15 protein-coding genes are annotated in these 17,789 nt (G+C 49.3%); 5 read left to right on the top strand and 10 right to left on the bottom strand.

The genetic code is table 11. From position 1 onward, the window contains the following. Positions 1–26: 26 nt before the first annotated feature. A complete protein-coding gene (locus CWE22_RS10670; RefSeq protein WP_169931531.1) occupies positions 27–1,595 on the bottom strand; it encodes an amidohydrolase family protein in 1,569 nt (522 codons plus the stop codon). 19 nt (positions 1,596–1,614) lie between these two features. Here CWE22_RS10670 and CWE22_RS10665 point away from each other — a divergent pair, with 19 nt between their 5' ends. The 4 genes from CWE22_RS10665 (at position 1,615) to CWE22_RS10650 (ending at position 5,881) form a co-directional block, all read left to right on the top strand. Next, complete coding sequence (locus CWE22_RS10665) at positions 1,615–2,232, top strand: 5-formyltetrahydrofolate cyclo-ligase (protein ID WP_244596057.1); 618 nt, start codon at positions 1,615–1,617, stop codon at positions 2,230–2,232. 76 nt (positions 2,233–2,308) lie between these two features. Continuing rightward, positions 2,309–2,974: a ribose-5-phosphate isomerase RpiA gene (rpiA, locus tag CWE22_RS10660; RefSeq protein WP_169931468.1), complete on the top strand. Its 666-nt coding sequence runs from the start codon at positions 2,309–2,311 to the stop codon at positions 2,972–2,974. A 23-nt stretch (positions 2,975–2,997) separates the two neighbouring features. Then, entirely contained in the window at positions 2,998–4,239 is a 1,242-nt protein-coding gene (serA, locus tag CWE22_RS10655; protein ID WP_169931467.1) for a phosphoglycerate dehydrogenase, read from the top strand. Positions 4,240–4,381: 142 nt separating this feature from the next. Continuing rightward, entirely contained in the window at positions 4,382–5,881 is a 1,500-nt protein-coding gene (locus CWE22_RS10650; protein ID WP_169931466.1) for a Fic family protein, read from the top strand. Positions 5,882–5,899: 18 nt separating this feature from the next. Here CWE22_RS10650 and phoU read toward each other — a convergent pair whose 3' ends face one another. The 5 genes from phoU to asnA form a co-directional block, all read right to left on the bottom strand. Further along, positions 5,900–6,619: a phosphate signaling complex protein PhoU gene (gene phoU / locus CWE22_RS10645; RefSeq protein ID WP_169931465.1), complete on the bottom strand. Its 720-nt coding sequence runs from the start codon at positions 6,617–6,619 to the stop codon at positions 5,900–5,902. A 19-nt stretch (positions 6,620–6,638) separates the two neighbouring features. Continuing rightward, positions 6,639–7,457, bottom strand: a complete 819-nt coding sequence (pstB, locus tag CWE22_RS10640) for a phosphate ABC transporter ATP-binding protein PstB (protein WP_169931464.1) — start codon at positions 7,455–7,457, stop codon at positions 6,639–6,641. Positions 7,458–7,477: 20 nt separating this feature from the next. Next, positions 7,478–9,142: a phosphate ABC transporter permease PstA gene (pstA, locus tag CWE22_RS10635; RefSeq protein ID WP_169931463.1), complete on the bottom strand. Its 1,665-nt coding sequence runs from the start codon at positions 9,140–9,142 to the stop codon at positions 7,478–7,480. A 14-nt stretch (positions 9,143–9,156) separates the two neighbouring features. Then, positions 9,157–11,403, bottom strand: coding sequence for an ABC transporter permease subunit (locus CWE22_RS10630; protein WP_169931462.1), 2,247 nt, complete (start codon positions 11,401–11,403; stop codon positions 9,157–9,159). A 123-nt stretch (positions 11,404–11,526) separates the two neighbouring features. Further along, entirely contained in the window at positions 11,527–12,516 is a 990-nt protein-coding gene (gene asnA / locus CWE22_RS10625; protein WP_169931461.1) for an aspartate--ammonia ligase, read from the bottom strand. Positions 12,517–12,684: 168 nt separating this feature from the next. Here asnA and asnC point away from each other — a divergent pair, with 168 nt between their 5' ends. Further along, entirely contained in the window at positions 12,685–13,137 is a 453-nt protein-coding gene (asnC, locus tag CWE22_RS10620; RefSeq protein WP_169931460.1) for a transcriptional regulator AsnC, read from the top strand. A gap of 134 nt (positions 13,138–13,271) precedes the next feature. Here the strand turns inward: asnC and CWE22_RS10615 are convergent, their stop codons facing one another. From CWE22_RS10615 to CWE22_RS10600, 4 genes are all read right to left on the bottom strand, one after another. After that, the gene (locus CWE22_RS10615; protein ID WP_169931459.1) at positions 13,272–14,243 is read right to left on the bottom strand and encodes a PstS family phosphate ABC transporter substrate-binding protein; all 972 of its coding nucleotides are present in this window, start codon (positions 14,241–14,243) and stop codon (positions 13,272–13,274) included. A 101-nt stretch (positions 14,244–14,344) separates the two neighbouring features. Continuing rightward, positions 14,345–15,661 (bottom strand): phosphate regulon sensor histidine kinase PhoR, encoded by a 1,317-nt coding sequence (phoR, locus tag CWE22_RS10610; protein WP_169931458.1) that lies wholly within the window; start codon positions 15,659–15,661, stop codon positions 14,345–14,347. Between the two features lie 17 nt (positions 15,662–15,678). Next, complete coding sequence (gene phoB, locus CWE22_RS10605; RefSeq protein ID WP_169931457.1) at positions 15,679–16,365, bottom strand: phosphate regulon transcriptional regulator PhoB; 687 nt, start codon at positions 16,363–16,365, stop codon at positions 15,679–15,681. Between the two features lie 84 nt (positions 16,366–16,449). Continuing rightward, entirely contained in the window at positions 16,450–17,589 is a 1,140-nt protein-coding gene (locus CWE22_RS10600; RefSeq protein ID WP_244596056.1) for an endonuclease/exonuclease/phosphatase family protein, read from the bottom strand. Positions 17,590–17,789 lie beyond the last annotated feature (200 nt).

Genomic DNA, 17,789 nt, shown 5'->3' with positions numbered 1-17,789 from the left:
CTTTGCTAGTAACCAGTAGCTAATAGCTAGTCACGCTCTTTAGCGCTTTTGACGATTTCGCGGACGTCGGCTAATAGGGCTTGCGCGTCATAGACGATGCCATCTTTGATGGTGTAGCGAATGCCTTTGGTGCGCATCGGCTGATTGTTGTCATCCAGCTGGTAGTGACCGGTTCCGTAGAGCACTTTGAAGTTGCGAAGCGGATTTTCTTTGACGATAACTAAATCAGCTTTCTTGCCTGGGATAACCGAGCCAATTTCAGATTCCATACCCAGTGCTTCGGCGCCATTGAGTGTGGCAGCTTGAATGACTTCGAGGGCGTTGAAGCCTGCTTCACGCAGTAACTCGAGCTCGCGGATGTAGCCGAACCCATAAATTTTATAGATATAGCCTGAGTCAGAACCAGTGGTGACGCGTCCGCCATGATTTTTATAGTCATTCAGGAAGGTCATCCATTGAGTGAAGTTTTTGCGCCATGCCACTTCGTGGTCGGTGGTCCAATCGAACCAGTAGGAGCCGTGCGCGTAACGACTGGGCGTAAAGAAGTCCCAGAGTGTTGGCAATGTGTACTCTTCATGCCAAATAGCGCGGCGTTCCCGCATCAAATCACGTGAGGCTTCGTAGATAGTCAGAGTCGGATTAATCGTAAAATCCAGTGCGATGAGTTCATCACGGACCGCGTTCCATTTTTCTGAACCCGGCTTCGCGGCTTGCTCCCACAACTTGCCTGCTTCACCAAAACGGTCTTGTTCGTCGTTGTAATTGTATTCTGGCGAGTAATCTTGAATCACTTGACCGTCAAACAGTGCTTCCGGCAAGCCATACCAATGTTCCATGGTAGTCAAACCCTGCCGCGCAGAGTCGAGCACGTTGGTGCGCACTACGTTGAGCTGTGCGTGGTGCATCATAGTGCCAAGGTCTTGCTGATTGGCTTCATCAAGAGCGGCGGCCATGACTCGTGGAGTTGCACCGAAGAATTTAATACCTGCAGCACCTTGGCTTTTGATATCACGCACCCACTCACGCGCTTGTTCCGCGTTAAAGATGGGTTCTTCACTGCCCATACCAAACCCAACATAAGGCACAATGCGGGGCGAGACGATACGATTGGCTTCGGCTTCTTGCTGATGCCACTGCACCCAATCTAGACCGTTAAAGCTGCCCGGTTCGCGTACCGTGGTGATACCGTGCGCCAGCCAAAGCTTGAGCACGTAATCAGCAGGAATATTCTCCGCAGAGCCGCCAATGTGACCGTGCATATCGACAAAGCCTGGCAAAATGTAGTGACCACTCACATCCATTTCACGATCGCCCGGCTGGGCAACCGGTCGACCTTCTGGCTTAATCGGAACGCCCGGATGACCGACACTGACCACATTCACGATGCGATCGTTTTCAATCACGATATCGACGGGCCCATAGGCAGGAGCACCCTCACCATTGACCAGAATACCGCCACGCAGAATCAATCGTTGATGCGGGCCATCACCGCGTTCACCGCGCTCTGTCGCTTTCGGTGGCGGTGCTGCCAAGACGCTGGAGCTTAAGAGTGCGGCACAGGTCAGTGCAGTGAGGATAGTCATTAGTTGTCGCATCATGGTATAACGCTGCCTTATGGAACCAAATAAAAACGAGCATAACAGTACCATGCGAACGCGGCAATTGCGGCGCGAACTGCTGGACGCACGTGCGAGCCTGTCCAGCGCAGAACGCCAGGCGGCTGCATCCCAGATTCTGCAGCGCTTGCAGCAGTTGCCAGAATTCCAGCAGCCGATTCGGGTGGGTAGCTATATTAGCGTGCAAGCCGAGTTGAGCACGCGCGCAATTAATGAATGGTTACTGCAGCAACATCAGTTGGCAGTGCCCGTGCTCCATCCGTTTCGAGCCGGAAATCTACTGTTTTTGAATGTCTCATCAAGCACCCAGTGGCATACCAACGCCTTTCAAATCCCGGAACCCGAATTGCGGTGTCCGGATATTGCGCCGCTTGCTGATATTGATGTGCTGCTAGTACCCTTGGTCGGTTTCGACCCTCAAGGCAATCGCTTGGGCATGGGCGGCGGTTATTATGATCGCACTCTGGCGGCTTGGCAGGCTGGGCGCCTACCCCGACTATTGCCGATTGGCTTAGCCTATGACCAACAGTGCGTCGCAAACCTTCCTGCCCAGCCGTGGGATGTGCCACTGCCACGCATTATTACGCCGACTAAGCTGTGGGATTTTCGCCGTTAGAGGCGTATACTAAACACCCATAACCCCGAGCTCTCATCGATACGCAAATAACTGCGTACAAAGGTATGGAATCGACATGTCTACCTCTCAAGATCGCCTCAAGCAGCAAGCAGCAGAAGCAGCACTTCAGTACGTCAAACCCAATACCATTGTGGGTGTCGGAACCGGCTCTACGGTAAACTTTTTCATTGATGCATTGGCGTCCATGAAGAACGATATTGAAGCAGCGGTCTCGAGTTCCGATGCATCCACGCAACGACTACGGAAAATCGGCATTGAAGTGATTGAACTCAACAATGCGACCGAAGTACCTGTGTATATTGACGGCGCGGATGAAATTGATGAGCATTTTCGGATGGTCAAAGGCGGTGGCGGTGCCCTTACCCGAGAGAAAATTATCGCAGCTGTCGCCCAACAATTTATTTGCGTTGCGGATACTAGCAAGTTAGTCGGCCGACTGGGTCAATTCCCGGTACCCGTAGAAGTCATTCCTATGGCGCGCTCTTATGTCGCCCGCGAAATTGTGCGACTGGGTGGCGACCCAGTCTGGCGCCAAGGCTTTGTGACTGATAATGGTAATCTCATTCTGGATATTCACAATCTTGATATCCTGAAGCCAGTGCAATTAGAAGAACAACTGAATAATATCGTTGGTGTCGTCACGAATGGTTTATTTGCCCGCCGTGGCGCTGACATTGCATTGATTGCCTCTGAGTCAGGCGTTCAAACCCGTACACGTTAACAACTCACTGCAAAGGAAGACCAATGAGTTTGGTATCACTGGATAAAGATCGCATCAAGATTTTGTTGTTGGAAGGCGTGCATAACAGCGCCATTGAAGTACTCAAGCAGCACGGTTACAGCAATATCACTGCCTTGAAAACCTCGCTAAATGAAGATGAATTGTGCGAAGCAGTTAAAGATGTGCACTTTATTGGTATTCGTTCACGCACCCAACTCAATGCTCGCGTCTTCAAAGCCGCCGACAAACTCGCTGCGGTGGGTTGCTTCTGTATTGGCACTAACCAAGTTGACCTCGATGCTGCACGTGAACATGGGGTGGTGGTCTTCAATGCACCGTTTTCCAATACCCGCAGTGTAGCCGAGCTGGTGCTGGCTGAAATTATTATGCTGCTGCGTCGCATTCCACAGAAAAATGCGGCTGCGCACCGTGGCGGCTGGGATAAAGCAGCCAAAGGCTCCTTTGAAGCGCGCGGTAAAGTGCTCGGTATTATCGGTTATGGCCATATTGGTAGTCAGCTCAGTATTTTGGCTGAGCAATTGGGTATGCAGGTACGTTATTACGACATCGAAACCAAATTATCGCTGGGTAATGCATTACAAGTTCGCAGTCTCGACGAGCTTCTGGCGCAGTCGGATGTAGTGACCTTGCACGTTCCTGAAACCCCGCAAACCCAATGGATGATTGGTGCCAAACAATTGGCCAAGATGAAGCCAGAAGCCGTGCTCATTAACGCCTCACGCGGCACGGTAGTCGCTATTGATGCGCTCGCTGAAGCATTAAAATCAGGTCAGTTGTCAGGCGCAGCCATTGACGTGTTCCCAGTCGAGCCAAAAGGCAATGATGATGTATTTGAGTCACCACTGCGCGGCATCGACAACTGTATTTTGACGCCACATATCGGCGGCTCTACCGAAGAAGCACAAGAGAATATCGGTATTGAAGTGGCCGGTAAGCTGGTGCGTTATTCCGACAACGGCTCTACGTTGTCAGCAGTCAACTTCCCCGAAGTGGCATTGCCGACTCACGCTGGCTCACGGCGTCTTTTGCATATTCACCACAACCGCCCCGGCATGCTGACGCGTATCAACCAAATATTGGCCGAACAAAACATCAACGTTTCAGGACAGTACTTACAGACCGACAGCCAAGTAGGTTATGTGGTGATTGATATTGAAACCCCACCCAAGAGCACCATTGCCGATGATTTGCTCATCGAAATGCGAGCCATTGACGGTACTATTAAGGCGCGCGTGCTCTATTAGCACGCGTTTATCCCGAGCAATTCGCATTTATCGAGAGTAATTCCCGTTTTATCTTGACTAATTCGCACTCATGGTCTTTTATCTATACTAATTCGCAAAATAACTACTTTTATCTTGCGTAATTCACATAGATGAGACAAGAATGCAGAAAAAAGCACCCACATTAATATTCCCACAAGACACCAGCGACGCAAAACGTCTCTCGCGTGAAGTCCGAAGCGGAAGGCTTAAACGCATTCGCCAAGGTATATACACGGATGCTAATTGGGAAGATATTCCGCAGTTATTACATAATCGTTGGTATGAAATCGTTGCTTACTTGTACCCTACAGCTATAGCGTCCCATACCACTGCAGCAAGTCTCAAACCAGAAAATAATACGGTTCATATTACTGCTGAAGTGGGTAGACAGAATAAAATCGCGATTGGCGAAGACTTGATTATTGAAGTCCACCCTGGTGATGTAAATACATTGACCGAACGTTTTTGCCCGGAGCTAAACCGCAGTTCGCCAGCCCGATTTTTGATGGAGAATCTACAGCGTGCTCATCAAGATGTGCAGCTACCTAAAGCACGAGGTCAGCTTTGGGTAGAACAAGAGCTGGTTAAATATTTAACACGCTACAGTGAAGCTGGTTTAAATGCGCTTCGCGACCAAGCAAAAAAGTACTATCAACGACTCGATATGGCGGACGAGTTTCAGCAACTGGACCAACTGATTAGTGCCTTGCTCACAACACATGCCGCCGATGTGTTACAGAGCTCACTGGCTATCGCCACAGCAAAACGTGAGCCCTATGATCAGACCCGCTTGGAGTTGCTGACACAACTTAAAGATTATCTCCTTCGTTGCGAGTTTCCGGAGCGCCCATACCAATACAATAAGTCCAGTTGGCGTCACTTGTCTTTCTTTGAAAGTTACTTTTCGAACTACATTGAAGGCACCGAGTTTGAAATCAACGAGGCCGAACAGATCGTATTCTCAAAACAAGAAATTATAAATCGCTCGGCCGATAGTCATGATGTGCTCTCAGTGTTTGAAATTGTCCAAGACTACACTGAAATGGTAACGGTACCGAGTTCCGCTGACGATCTGCTCCAGCGACTTTGTCATCGCCATCGCATCATCATGCATGCACGCCCAGAAAAGCGCCCTGGAGAGCTGAAATCAGAACCGAATAAGGCTGGTGATACGTTGTTTGTGTTACCGAGTCACGTGGAAGGAACTATCGCGCAAGCGTTTACGTTATACCAACAACTTCCGATTGGAATGCCACGTGCTATTTTTATGCAATTTTTGATCACGGAATGTCATCCATTCGATGATGGTAACGGCAGACTTGCTCGAATTATGATGAACGCAGAGCTCGTGGCACAGGAGCAATTTAAACTCATCGTACCCACAGTGCACCGCGACAGTTACTTGAACGGTTTGCGTCAGGCAAGTCGTTCACGGCGGTTTAGAACGTTATGCAAAGTATTTGCAGATCTGCAAGCATACACTAGCACCATTCCATGGGATGACTATGGTTCCGCACGCAGTGCTTTGGAGGCACATTGTGCAGATAAATTACCAGATGATGGAGTCGCCATTTTTAACAAACAACTGGCTGTCTTTAAAATCGCTTTGCCGCCGGGTTAACGACGGCAAAGCTGACAGTTAGTCGCGCTTGCCGCGAACCGTTTGTTCCATGGATTCAGGGGATACGTGACGAACATCTTTGCCTTTGACAAAGAAGATGATGTATTCGGCGATGTTTTGACAACGGTCACCAATACGCTCCAGTGAACGTGCAGACCACAACACATTCATGACCTTCGGAATACCCCGTGGATCTTCCATCATGTAAGTCATGAGCTGGCGTGTCAGTGCTTCGTACTGACGGTCGGCTTGCGCATCCATTTGGTGCACTTCGTAGGCTGAATCTAAGTCCATCCGAGCGAATGCATCGAGCACGCCATGTAACATGGCAAGGACTTGCTGGCCAAGATTTTCCAAACTGACCAAGAAATGTTGTTGGTCATTGTTAAAGCTCTCGAGCGCTACCCGGGCAATACGCTCGGCTTCGTCACCAATCCGCTCTAAGTCAGATATGGTCTTGAAGATAGCGATAACCAGCCGTAAGTCACTCGCTGCTGGCTGACGTTTCGCAATGATTTGTACGCAGGCTTCATCAATCTGCACCTCAAGGGCGTTGATTCGATAGTCACGCTGCAAAATCTGCTCAGCTAACTCATGATCTGATTTTTCGATGGCATGCAGTGAGTCACGCAACTGCTGCTCAACTAAACCACCCATATTCAGCACTTGGTTACGGACGGCTTCCAGTTCTTCATTAAATTTGCCGGAGATATGCCGGCTCATGTTCATTTTGTCCATCACTGGCTCCTTTTATCCGTTAACCGTAACGACCGGTTATGTAGTCTTCGGTCTGCTTCTTATCCGGCGTAGTAAATAGGGTATTGGTATCGGCGTACTCAATCAATTTACCCATATACATGAAAGCGGTTTGATCAGAAACACGGGCTGCCTGTTGCATATTGTGCGTGACGATAACCACTGTGTATTTGCTCTTCAGCTCGGTGATCAATTCTTCGATGGTCAAGGTTGAAATTGGGTCCAAGGCCGACGTTGGCTCATCCAACAACAAGACTTCGGGTTCAATGGCAATAGAACGCGCAATGACCAAACGTTGTTGCTGACCACCAGACAGGCCGAAGGCGCTCTCATTCAAGCGATCTTTAACTTCGTCCCACAATGCCGCGCCTTTCAACGAGCGCTCCACTACTTCATCCAGTGTGCGACGGTCATTGACGCCTTGCAAGCGCATTCCGTAGACCACGTTTTCGTAGATTGACTTCGGGAATGGATTCGGGCGCTGGAAGACCATGCCGACACGGCGGCGTAATTCAGCCACATCCACGTCTTTGTCGTATATATTTTTATCATGCAGCAAGATCTCGCCTTTGACGCGGCAAATCTCAACCAAATCATTCATACGATTGATGCAGCGCAGCAAGGTGGACTTACCGCAACCCGATGGACCGATAAACGCGGTCACACGGTTTTTCGGGATATGCATGTCAATATCAAACAAGGCTTGAGCTTCACCGTAGTGCAAGTTTAGACCGCGAATTTCTAGGGCGGTTTGCTCAGCCGTTAAATTGGCGAGGTCTAAAGCTTCAGCAGTGTTTGCGTTCGGAGTGACCGAAATCATAGTTCATCCCTTCTCATCAATTAGTGCTCAAGAGAGCGATATTTTTCACGTAAATGGTTGCGCACACCAATGGCGGTCAAGTTCAGACCGACAATGACTGTCACTAATAAGAATGACGTTGCGTAAACCAGAGGCCGCGCGGCCTCGACATTCGGGCTTTGGAAACCGACATCATAAATGTGGAAGCCCAAGTGCATAAATTTGCGATCTAAGTGGAAGTACGGGAAGTTTCCGTCCAACGGCAACATCGGCGCTGACTTCACCACACCCACTAACATCAACGGCGCTACCTCACCGGCTGCCCGCGCTACCGCGAGAATCAGACCGGTCATAATAGCGGGTGATGCCATAGGTAACACGATACGCCACAAGGTTTCTGCTTTGGTCGCGCCCAGTGCCAAGCTACCTTCACGCAGTGTGCTTGGAATCCGCGATAAGCCTTCCTCTGTCGATACAATCACCACCGGCAGCGTCAGAATAGCTAGGGTAATCGCGGACCACATCACGCCCGGGGTACCAAAGGTTGGACTTGGCAGCGCTTCTGGGTAGAAGATTTGGTCTAACGAGCCACCGACCATATAGACGAAGAAACCTAAACCAAATACACCATAAACAATGGATGGCACACCGGCGAGGTTAATCACCGCGATACGGATCAGGCGTGTAATGGCATTCTTACCGGCATATTCGTGTAGGTATACCGCAGCAACTACACCGAATGGCGTCACAATAATCGACATCAACAAGACCATGAACACCGTACCGAAAATAGCTGGGAAGACGCCCCCTTCAGTATTCGCTTCACGCGGATCTTCCGACACGAACTTGCCAATTTGCACGAAGAAGTGCGCAAGCTTCTGGAAGATGTTCATGTCGTTCGGGAAAGTAACGTCCAACATACGATACATGGGCAACGTCACTTCCATGTTGCGCATATCGCGCATCACGATAGCGTCACGACTGGCCTGCTCACGGTACTCAAATAGCTGTGCTTCCAGCACTTGATAGTCGGCACGGAGTTGGGCCTCCTCGGCGGCAATTCGTTCGGCTTCCGCTTCAGTAAACGCGTTGTTGAGCTCCAACCGACGCTGTTCCAGACGCAACTGATTCAACTGGTAGTTGATCGCACCAATTTCGCTGTCCTGCAGATCCATGGCTTGCTCGTTGAGCTCTACCGCGCGGTCAATGCGAGCGAAAAGTTCTGCGCGCTTTTCTTCCTCAGAGTCTGAGGTCAATACTGACTCGCCGTTTTCTAAGATATCAACTACGTAACCATAGAAATTGCCATCTTTCGAACGCTCTAGCACAGCTAGGTTTGCCGGAGTCTCGTCGCGCACCACTTGCGGTTCCATGACCCAAGTGAAGTCGAGTGGCACAAATTCACGGTTACCCACTTTCAGCAGCAAACGTTCGAGCATTTCCTCGTTGTAATTCTCGAGGACGACGTTACTACCGATGAGTCGTGACGTGGGCACCACTTCACGGTCATAGATTTCGCCGATAATGGTCCGCGTACTGCCGTCAGAGGCTTGAATGTCCATTTCATGGATGGCAGCGGGCCAAAAGAAGCTAAGTCCGCGCCAAGCAATCATGATCAACAACCCGATGACGGCAATCAGACTGATACTCACAGCACCTGCTGTTAGCCAAATCCACGGTTTTCCTGTCTTAAACCAAACTTTCATGGAAATCCTCTCGCTTACATCGAGCTATATTTTTCGCGCAACCGCTGGCGTACAAACTCAGCCAACGTGTTAAACACGAACGTGAAGACGAACAATACAAAGGCTGCCAAGAACAGGATGCGGTAGTGCGAACTACCCACTTCCGACTCTGGCATTTCGACCGCAATGTTGGCGGACAACGTGCGCATACCTTCAAAGATGTTCCAGTCCATAATCGGCGTATTACCGGTAGCCATGAGTACAATCATGGTTTCACCAACCGCGCGACCCAGACCCATCATAACTGCCGAGAAGATACCTGGGCTTGCTGTCAGCAAGACCACTTTGGTCAGTGTTTGCCAAGTGGTGGCACCCAATGCGAGTGATCCGTTCGATAGGTGCTTGGGCACGCTAAATACTGCATCTTCGGCAATCGAGAAAATGGTTGGAATAACCGCGAAGCCCATCGCAATACCGACCACCAACGAGTTCCGTTGGTCGAAAGTAATGCCCAATTCATTGGTAATAAACTGACGAACGTTACCGCCAAATAACCAGTCTTCCACCAGCGGCGATGCGCTGAATGCGGCATAGCCAACCAACATGACTAATGGAATCAGCACCAGTGCTGCGCGCCCATCAGTGAAGAAATTGCGATAGTTTTTCGGCAGTACACTGGTAATAAACGCCAGCAAAATAATAGCGGTCGGCACGAGAATAACGGTGGCGACAATACCAGGCAGATAATTCTCTACCACGGGTGCAAGCCACAACCCCGCTAAGAAGCCGAGAATAACGGTCGGTAATGCCTCCATAATTTCAACGGTAGGCTTAACCACTTTACGCACGGCAGGCGACATAAAGTAGGCAGTATAAACAGCAGCCGCAAGACCAATGGGCACCGCAAACAACATGGCATAAGCCGCCGCTTTGATGGTTCCGAATGAGATTGGCACTAAGCTAAACTTCGGCTCGAAGTCATCAGAGCCAGACGTCGACTGCCATACATAATCGGGCTCTGGATAACCCTCATACCAAATTTCTTGCCACAACCCGCTCCAGGTTACTTCCGGATGCTCGTTGTCCAAGTCAAAGATATGCAGCTGATCGCCGCTCATCATCATCAGAGTATTTGCGCGCGGATCGATAACTACTCGCTCAGCTCGCACACCATCTGGCTGCTCTTGATATAAATCAGCTTCAGAGGTGGTATGGAATACGCCCAGCGTTCCCTCGGCATTGACTGAATAGAACGTACGGCGATAATACTCAGCCACGATATCCACAATCGGGCTATTTCCGGATTTGAATTCGCGAATGTATTGATAGCGGCGACCCTCGTCACCTGCTACTTCAAACCACTGCGTGATAAGACCCGAACTATGGCCGAGCATGATCGAACTGGCACCAGCCAGCAATTGCATGCTCGTCACATCACCATATAGGCGCTTGTCGATAGTCAGGAGTTGCTTTTCGGTCACTTGACCGCTGCGACTCACATCGTAGATGTACAGGCGATTGTTTTGACGGATGATGACTTGTCTCAGGTCAGGCGTCACAATCACTTGCTCAATATCACCGGTCACCGGCAATTCAGTGAATTTGGATTCCAACGTGACGGCACCGGTGATGAAGTTACGGGATGCGCTGATGGAATTGACGATAGCCTTACCGTCTGCGGTGACCGCTGCGAATAAGCTTGCATCACCATCATACTCATAGGCGAGCTGGACCAAGTCGCGCCCCTCTTCATCCACTTGAATGGGTGAGTCTTCGGTAATGATGGCAATTTCTGGAGTTGTCGTGCGTTGGCCATTGACAAACCGCGACCGGAATTTCGGCTCAACAATAACCACCTCACCGCCTTCGATAGCGTAGGCGTAGCGTTTCTTCTGTGGTTGTGTTTTCGTAAATGCAGTCGGTGCAGTGGGCGTGACCTGCTCTTGCAATAACACATCACCGAGCTCAGCATTTGAGCGCGGCAGGTCTTGCAGTGCAAAGAACGTTAGCTGACCCGAGTCCGCGAAGCGATAGCCAATTTCGGACTGTTCTTCCATGCCCAGCGCAACGGTTGTTGCCTCACCCGGCACTGTAAACGACGATTGTTTCTCAACATCGACACCGCGGAAAATCGGTTCAACGACATAAAGCAAATAGAAGAAGATCAACAGTAATGCGACTAACACTAGGACGCCGCCAAAGGTTACCCCCCAGCGTGCAGCTCTATCTTTGAGTAGTCGAATATTGCTGGCCCCCATTCGAGTGGGTGTGGATGCCGCCATGCTTGCCCTCAGAAATTAGCTCGTGAATTTTACTGGGTTCAAGTATAGCGGCAAACTATGACAGTATTGTTACAGCGCTGTCATATTTCTGCCATGAAAGTGTCTTTTTTCACTGAAAGTTGTCTATGCAGCTACACTGACAGGCTGTTTAGGTAAGTCGAGTAAAGTCGCTTGGGTGGCGCTAATATGGTCATATTGCAACACCCACATGGCTACCCGTGACTGGCCGATACCACCGCCAATAGTTTGCGGTAATTGCCCAGATAAAACTAATCGATGCCACGGCAATTGCGCATGTTGGTGTTTGCCACTGAGTTCAAGTTGACGCAACAGTGCTGGTGCATCTACGCGAATACCCATCGACGACAATTCAAGCGCATCGTCAAGCAGTGGATGCCACACCAACAAATCACCGTTTAAGCCGGCCCATTCGAGCTCAGTGGCGGAGGTCCAGTCATCGTAATCCGGCGCACGAACGTCATGCTTTTCACCGTCACCTAACGCACCGCCAATACCAATAATAAAGACGACGTTATGCTGATGAGTGATAGCTCGTTCCCGTTGCTTCGGCGTTAAGTCAGGATACGCTTGGCGCAGTTGCTCCGCGTGGATAAAGGTCACATCGGTCGGTAATTCGACTGGGAAGTCACCATCAGGATATAACGCCCGGACAGTGTGCTTTAATGCCGAGTAAATACCTCGAACGGTTTCTTTCAATGTCGCGATAGTGCGTTCTTGCGGCTGGATGACACGTTCCCAGTCCCATTGTTCAACCAACACCGAGTGGCGTTCTGAAAGCTTTTCTTCGTCGGGTCTTAGCGCACGCATGTCCGTTACGATTCCGGAACCTGCCGCAAATTGTTGCTGACCCAACAGCGCGCGTTTCCATTTTGCTAGCGAGTGAACCACCTCGTAGTCAGCTTGTTCGGCTTGTACGCGTACCTTAACCGGTTGCTCATGGCCAGCAAGGCCGTCTTGCATACCGCTCCCAGCGGCCATGATCAACGGCGCTTGCACCGGGATCAGTTGTAGTTGCTGTGCCAGTGCTGAGGCGAATTGGTGTTTCACTTGGCTTAAGAGAAGTTGTTGTTGTGCGAAAGTTGATGTTTTCATGATGTTCTCCAATATTTTTATCGTTTTGATGAGACATCATTCACCGAAATCAGCAATACGATCAATACCATTTAATAAATTAACGCTTTACTTAAATATAAAATTTAATAATATGGCCTTTGGTTGATAAAACATTAAAAAACTCGTTATTTAAGGCGGACTCATTAAATGATCGATAATTTGGACCAAGCGATTCTCGACGCATTATTGCTGAATGCACGCACGTCCTATGCCGAAATTGCTAAACAGCATGGCGTGAGCCCTGCCACTATTCATGTACGCGTCGAAAAAATGCGCCAGCAAGGTATCATTACCGGCGCCAAGCTGACGGTGAATCCGCGAGCACTTGGCTTTGATGTGTGTTGTTTCATTGGCATCACTTTAGCCCGAGCGGGTGATTACCCAAGCGCATTAAAACAGTTGCAAGCGTTACCTGAGGTAGTCGAGGCACACTACACTACAGGCCAGTACAGCGTATTTATTAAAGTATTTGTGAAGTCCATTGATGACCTGCAGCACTTACTGATTGAAAAAATCCAACCCATCGACGAGATCCAGGCAACGGAAACACTCATCTCATTACAACAACCGATCCTCCGCGACATCTCAGTCGCCCAATAAAAAAGCGCTGGCAAAAAACCAGCGCTTTATTCGTTGTTCGTTTGTCGTTGTTCGTTTGTCGTTGTTCGTTTGTCGATTAACGATTAACGAACAACGAATAACGAATAACTAGTAACTAGTAGCGACTAGCGCTCTTAGTTTAAGCCGAGACGTTCCATTTCTTGCTCGACTACTGCTAGTGGCAATGGAATGTATCCATCTTTATCGACAATCTCTTGACCCGTTTTTGACAGTACCATTTTCAGAAATTCAGCGGTTGCTGGATCCAGTGGTTTGTTCGGGTGCTTGTTCACGTACACGTAGAGGAAACGAGCAAGTGGGTACTTACCAGCTAGCGAGTTCTCAGTTGTTGCATCAACAAACTCTGCGCCTTCTTCAACAGCTAAAGGTACTGTTTTTACGCCAGAGGTGAGGTAACCGATACCTGAGTAACCAATTGCGTTGATTGACGTTGAGACCGACTGCACAACAGAAGCAGAACCTGGTTGCTCGTTCACGTTTGGACGGAAGTCACCGTCACACAACGCAACTTCTTTAAAGTAACCATAAGTACCTGATACTGAGTTACGACCGTACAGCTGCAAATCACGGTTTTCCCACGCGCCAGTCAAACCCAGGTCGCTCCAACGTTGAACCTGCTGATTGGCACCGCATAAACGCGTATTTGAGAATACTGCGTCGACTTCAGCAATGGTCATGCCTTCAATCGGGTTATCTTTATGAACAAATACTGCTAAAGCATCGATAGCAACACGAACTTGCGTTGGCTTGTAACCATGACGCTTCTCGAAGGCTTCGATTTCTTTTGATTTCATGGCACGGCTCATCGGACCGAAGTTTGAAGTACCTTCAGTCAATGCAGGTGGTGCAGTTGAAGAACCAGCCGCTTGAATTTGCATGTTTACGTTTGGATATTGGCGCTTAAACTCTTCCGCCCAGAACGTCATCATGTTGGCCAGAGTATCTGAACCTACTGAAGAAAGGTTACCTGATAAGCCGCTTACTTTTTCATATTCAGGCAAATTGTCAGTCGCTTTTTGTGCCAGTGCTGGACCAGCAATCAGAGTTGCGACGCTTACTGCGATTAATGCTTGCTTGAGTTTCATAAACACTCCAAAGTTCAATGTCAGACGCTCTGACTTTATGAAGAATTGAAGCTAGTGTAGAGATTGAATGTGACAGTTTAATGACATTCTTTGTCAAGCTGTCATATTTGTTTCAATAAAGTGTCACGAACGACAAGTTCTTCCGGGGCCCGAAATGAGAACGTCGACCCACGCCCTACTACGGAATCAATGTTGAGTTTGCAGTGATGATGTTCCAGCGCCTGCTGGACAATCGCTAACCCCAACCCTGAACCACCGGTTTTACTGTTGCGGTCTTTATCGATTCGATAAAAGCGCTCAGTAAGCCGAGGGATATGTTCGGCGGGAATGCCCGGCCCATTGTCAGAGACACTGAATTCCATTTGCTGATTCACTGGTCGCCAGCGCACGACAATGCGACCACCTGGCTGCGTATAATGAATGGCGTTCGTTACCAAGTTAGATAACACGCTGCGCATTTCATCTTCGTGACCGTAGAGTTTTTCTGAGCTGATTTCAAAGACCAGTTCGTGTCCACGTTCGGCATTCAGTCGTTCGGCGTCGGCTTGAATGGTCGTCAGCAATTTCGGCACGTCGACGACGCGGTCAAAAATATCACCGCGGGTGATATCCATGCGTGATAAAGACAACAGTTGATCGACTAAATTACGCATCCGGGTACTTTGCGCATTCATATCGCGCACCGCTTTGCGATGCATCTCAGCAGGCATGCCACTGGCATCATCCAGCATTTCTAGATAGCCCTGCAATACAGTTAAAGGTGTTTTCAATTCATGAGAGACGTTGGCGACGAAGTCTTTGCGCATTTGATCCAACTGGCGCAGTTGCGTGACATCACGTGCCATCAATAGGTACTGATCATCGCTGTACGGCATAATTCGGATCTCGAGCTCAATATCTTCACGAACCGGCGACGGTAAATGAATGTCATCGCTGAAATCGCCCTTTTGTAAGTAAGCGATAAACTCTGGATGACGGATCAAGTTAGAGAGACGAATACCGGTGTCGGCTGGCCATTTTAAGCCGAAGTAAAATTGCCCCAGCTTGTTGCACCAAATCAACCCGCCGTCTTTGCGAAAGACAATGGCTGCATCGGGAATCGCTTCTGAAGCTTCGCGAAAACGTCGTAATAACCGAGCTAACGCGCGTCGGCGCTGTTGACTGCGGCGTTGGGTTCGATAAATACCGTCGTAGATGTAGCTCCAACTGCCCGGAGCACTGGGCGGTAACAGCGTACGGCGATGCCACAACCAATCGACCAGTTTGTATTGGTAGAAATAGTGCCAGACTACGAGTCCGAGCAGCGCTAGCGCCAGTATTTCCCAAAACAAACCTAGCAACCAACCGAACAAGCCCACTGGGATTAGGAACCACAGTAGGCCTCGAAGGATAAACAGAATGGAGTATTTTTTATCCATCGCTACGTCGCTTTAACTTAGCGATGAGAGAACCGATAACCGACTCCACGCACGGTTTGTACCAAGCGGTCATGACCATGCATTGAAATTGCTTTACGTAGGCGTCGAATGTGAACATCAACCGTGCGGTCTTCCACATAGACGTTGGTTCCCCATACTTGATCCAGTAATTGCTCACGACTATACACCCGATCAGGATGTGTCATAAAGAAGTGCAACAACTTAAATTCGGTAGGACCCATGTCTAAACGATCATTAAACCCTGTGACGCGATGCGAGACTGGATCTAATTTTAAACCTTCCACTTCCAACGGCTCGTCCAAAGCGGTTGGAGCCACGCGGCGAAATACAGCACGCATCCGCGCCATCAGCTCTTTTGGTGAGAAGGGTTTCGTGATGTAGTCATCAGCGCCGACTTCGAGGCCGCGGACTTTATCTTCTTCCTCTCCACGCGCGGTCAGCATAATAATGGGAATGCTCCGCGTGAAGTCATCACTCTTTAATTTTTTTGCCAGTTGTATACCTGAGCCACCAGGGAGCATCCAGTCCAACAAAATCATGTCTGGAAAGGGTTCGATAATTTTCTCAAGAGCAGTAGAGTAATCCCCTGCTTCTACTGCTTGGTAACCATGTTGCTCCATGACGAAACTGAGCATTTCCCGAATTGGGGCTTCGTCTTCAACAATCAGAATCTTTCTCGACATGTGCTTCACCTAAACGTTTATTTGCACCGCCAATTATTACGATTCTTTATGACACTTTTATGAATTTAATACAAATTTGTGAAGTTAATCTCGAAGTTGGATGTCTAGCCACACCAAACGATGGTCGGAAGACGCCCCGCGAGAGCTGACTAAATCAGCTTTGGGTTGCCCTTCTGACGGCCAGAAAACGCCGCTATCGATAACGCGAATACCCGCTACCGACGGCAATACGTAATCGGCACGTTTGCGCCAACTGGCTGTGTGGCTACTCCCTTTTGGGTTATCCGGGGAATGTTGTGCACCACCTTCACTTAGAGGCACGACGTCACCTTGTACCAGTGGATGCAAGGTCAATTGCTCAATAGTGCCAGGGATATTACCATCGCCTTCATCAGAGGCATTTAAGTCACCTGCAATGACAAAAGCTGCATCAGTCGCTAAACCGCCCTCGCGTCCTTGATCATCATAAATATAATCGCTGTGCTCGGGACGAATGTAGTCGGCCCAAAAGCGAACTTCATCATGATTGCGTCGACCATTGCGATTCTCTTCACCATCAAATACCGGTGGCGTTGGGTGACTGACCAACACATGGAGCTGATGCTCGCCAACCTGAACCGGAACGTCCCAATGGGATTTGGAACTCAACGGGAACTCGGCCCAGACTTCATCCGGATACCACCACTCGCTGGTAGCCGGCATGAGTGGACGTAATGCACCTGGCATATCTTTCCATTTGAAGTTCTGAAAGGTGCGAACCTCATTCTCAACTATCGGATATTTCGACAACACCACCATGGCGTACTGCCCCTCGTACCAACCAAAGCCCCACGCATCATCGCCGTAATTGGAAACCTTTCCATCTCGGTTCAAGTCATACGGGCTTGGCTTGCCGGTATTTACCGGTGCTAAATAGACGTATGGGTAGTCAATTGGCGCTTCGCCGTTTTGGCTGACCGACAGATAGTCTGCTTGAAAACGATCGACGCCTTCGGCTCGGTCGATGTAATCAAATTCATTCAGCACCAGCACATCAGGACGCGTGTGTTGTATGATTTCTGCGATGGCTCGTATCTGTGGGTGCTGGTCTGCGAGAGCCTGCTGCAGCGCGGTTGCACCTTGGCTGGGGATATCGGCCTGCTGCAGATAATTGGATGCATCCATACTGACATTGAACGCTGCCACGCGCAGGGCTTTAGGTTCTTTGAAATTTTTCTTGGGCATATCGCAACCACTCAAAAATATGATTAAAAAAGCTACAGCCAGCGTACTACATACGGTTCGCAACATGGATACCTCTCCTTGACGAGGTCGCTCAGACAAAGTCGCACAATAAAGGTTCAATTTACTCTGTGCAATTAATTAAAAAAATGCGTAAAATGTTGTCACAAAATTGACATCGAAATGCAGAAAAAAGATGCGTT

Origin of the sequence: Pseudidiomarina aestuarii (genome assembly GCF_003987355.1) — a bacterium.
Classification (GTDB): Bacteria; Pseudomonadota; Gammaproteobacteria; order Enterobacterales; family Alteromonadaceae; genus Pseudidiomarina; species Pseudidiomarina aestuarii.
The sequence above is the reverse complement of the archived record's forward strand: the minus strand, read 5'-3'. Positions and strand labels throughout refer to the sequence as shown.

What these genes read in the sequence shown, in the direction of transcription:
- phoU (WP_169931465.1), bottom strand. Translation starts at nt 6,619, where the DNA reads ATGGACAAAATGAACATGAGCCGGCATATCTCCGGCAAATTTAATGAA.
- CWE22_RS10665 (WP_244596057.1), top strand. Translation starts at nt 1,615, where the DNA reads ATGGAACCAAATAAAAACGAGCATAACAGTACCATGCGAACGCGGCAA.
- phoR (WP_169931458.1), bottom strand. Translation starts at nt 15,661, where the DNA reads ATGGATAAAAAATACTCCATTCTGTTTATCCTTCGAGGCCTACTGTGG.
- serA (WP_169931467.1), top strand. Translation starts at nt 2,998, where the DNA reads ATGAGTTTGGTATCACTGGATAAAGATCGCATCAAGATTTTGTTGTTG.
- CWE22_RS10600 (WP_244596056.1), bottom strand. Translation starts at nt 17,589, where the DNA reads ATGCCCAAGAAAAATTTCAAAGAACCTAAAGCCCTGCGCGTGGCAGCG.
- pstB (WP_169931464.1), bottom strand. Translation starts at nt 7,457, where the DNA reads ATGATTTCGGTCACTCCGAACGCAAACACTGCTGAAGCTTTAGACCTC.
- rpiA (WP_169931468.1), top strand. Translation starts at nt 2,309, where the DNA reads ATGTCTACCTCTCAAGATCGCCTCAAGCAGCAAGCAGCAGAAGCAGCA.
- CWE22_RS10670 (WP_169931531.1), bottom strand. Translation starts at nt 1,595, where the DNA reads ATGCGACAACTAATGACTATCCTCACTGCACTGACCTGTGCCGCACTC.
- CWE22_RS10630 (WP_169931462.1), bottom strand. Translation starts at nt 11,403, where the DNA reads ATGGCGGCATCCACACCCACTCGAATGGGGGCCAGCAATATTCGACTA.
- asnC (WP_169931460.1), top strand. Translation starts at nt 12,685, where the DNA reads ATGATCGATAATTTGGACCAAGCGATTCTCGACGCATTATTGCTGAAT.
- asnA (WP_169931461.1), bottom strand. Translation starts at nt 12,516, where the DNA reads ATGAAAACATCAACTTTCGCACAACAACAACTTCTCTTAAGCCAAGTG.
- pstA (WP_169931463.1), bottom strand. Translation starts at nt 9,142, where the DNA reads ATGAAAGTTTGGTTTAAGACAGGAAAACCGTGGATTTGGCTAACAGCA.
- CWE22_RS10650 (WP_169931466.1), top strand. Translation starts at nt 4,382, where the DNA reads ATGCAGAAAAAAGCACCCACATTAATATTCCCACAAGACACCAGCGAC.
- CWE22_RS10615 (WP_169931459.1), bottom strand. Translation starts at nt 14,243, where the DNA reads ATGAAACTCAAGCAAGCATTAATCGCAGTAAGCGTCGCAACTCTGATT.
- phoB (WP_169931457.1), bottom strand. Translation starts at nt 16,365, where the DNA reads ATGTCGAGAAAGATTCTGATTGTTGAAGACGAAGCCCCAATTCGGGAA.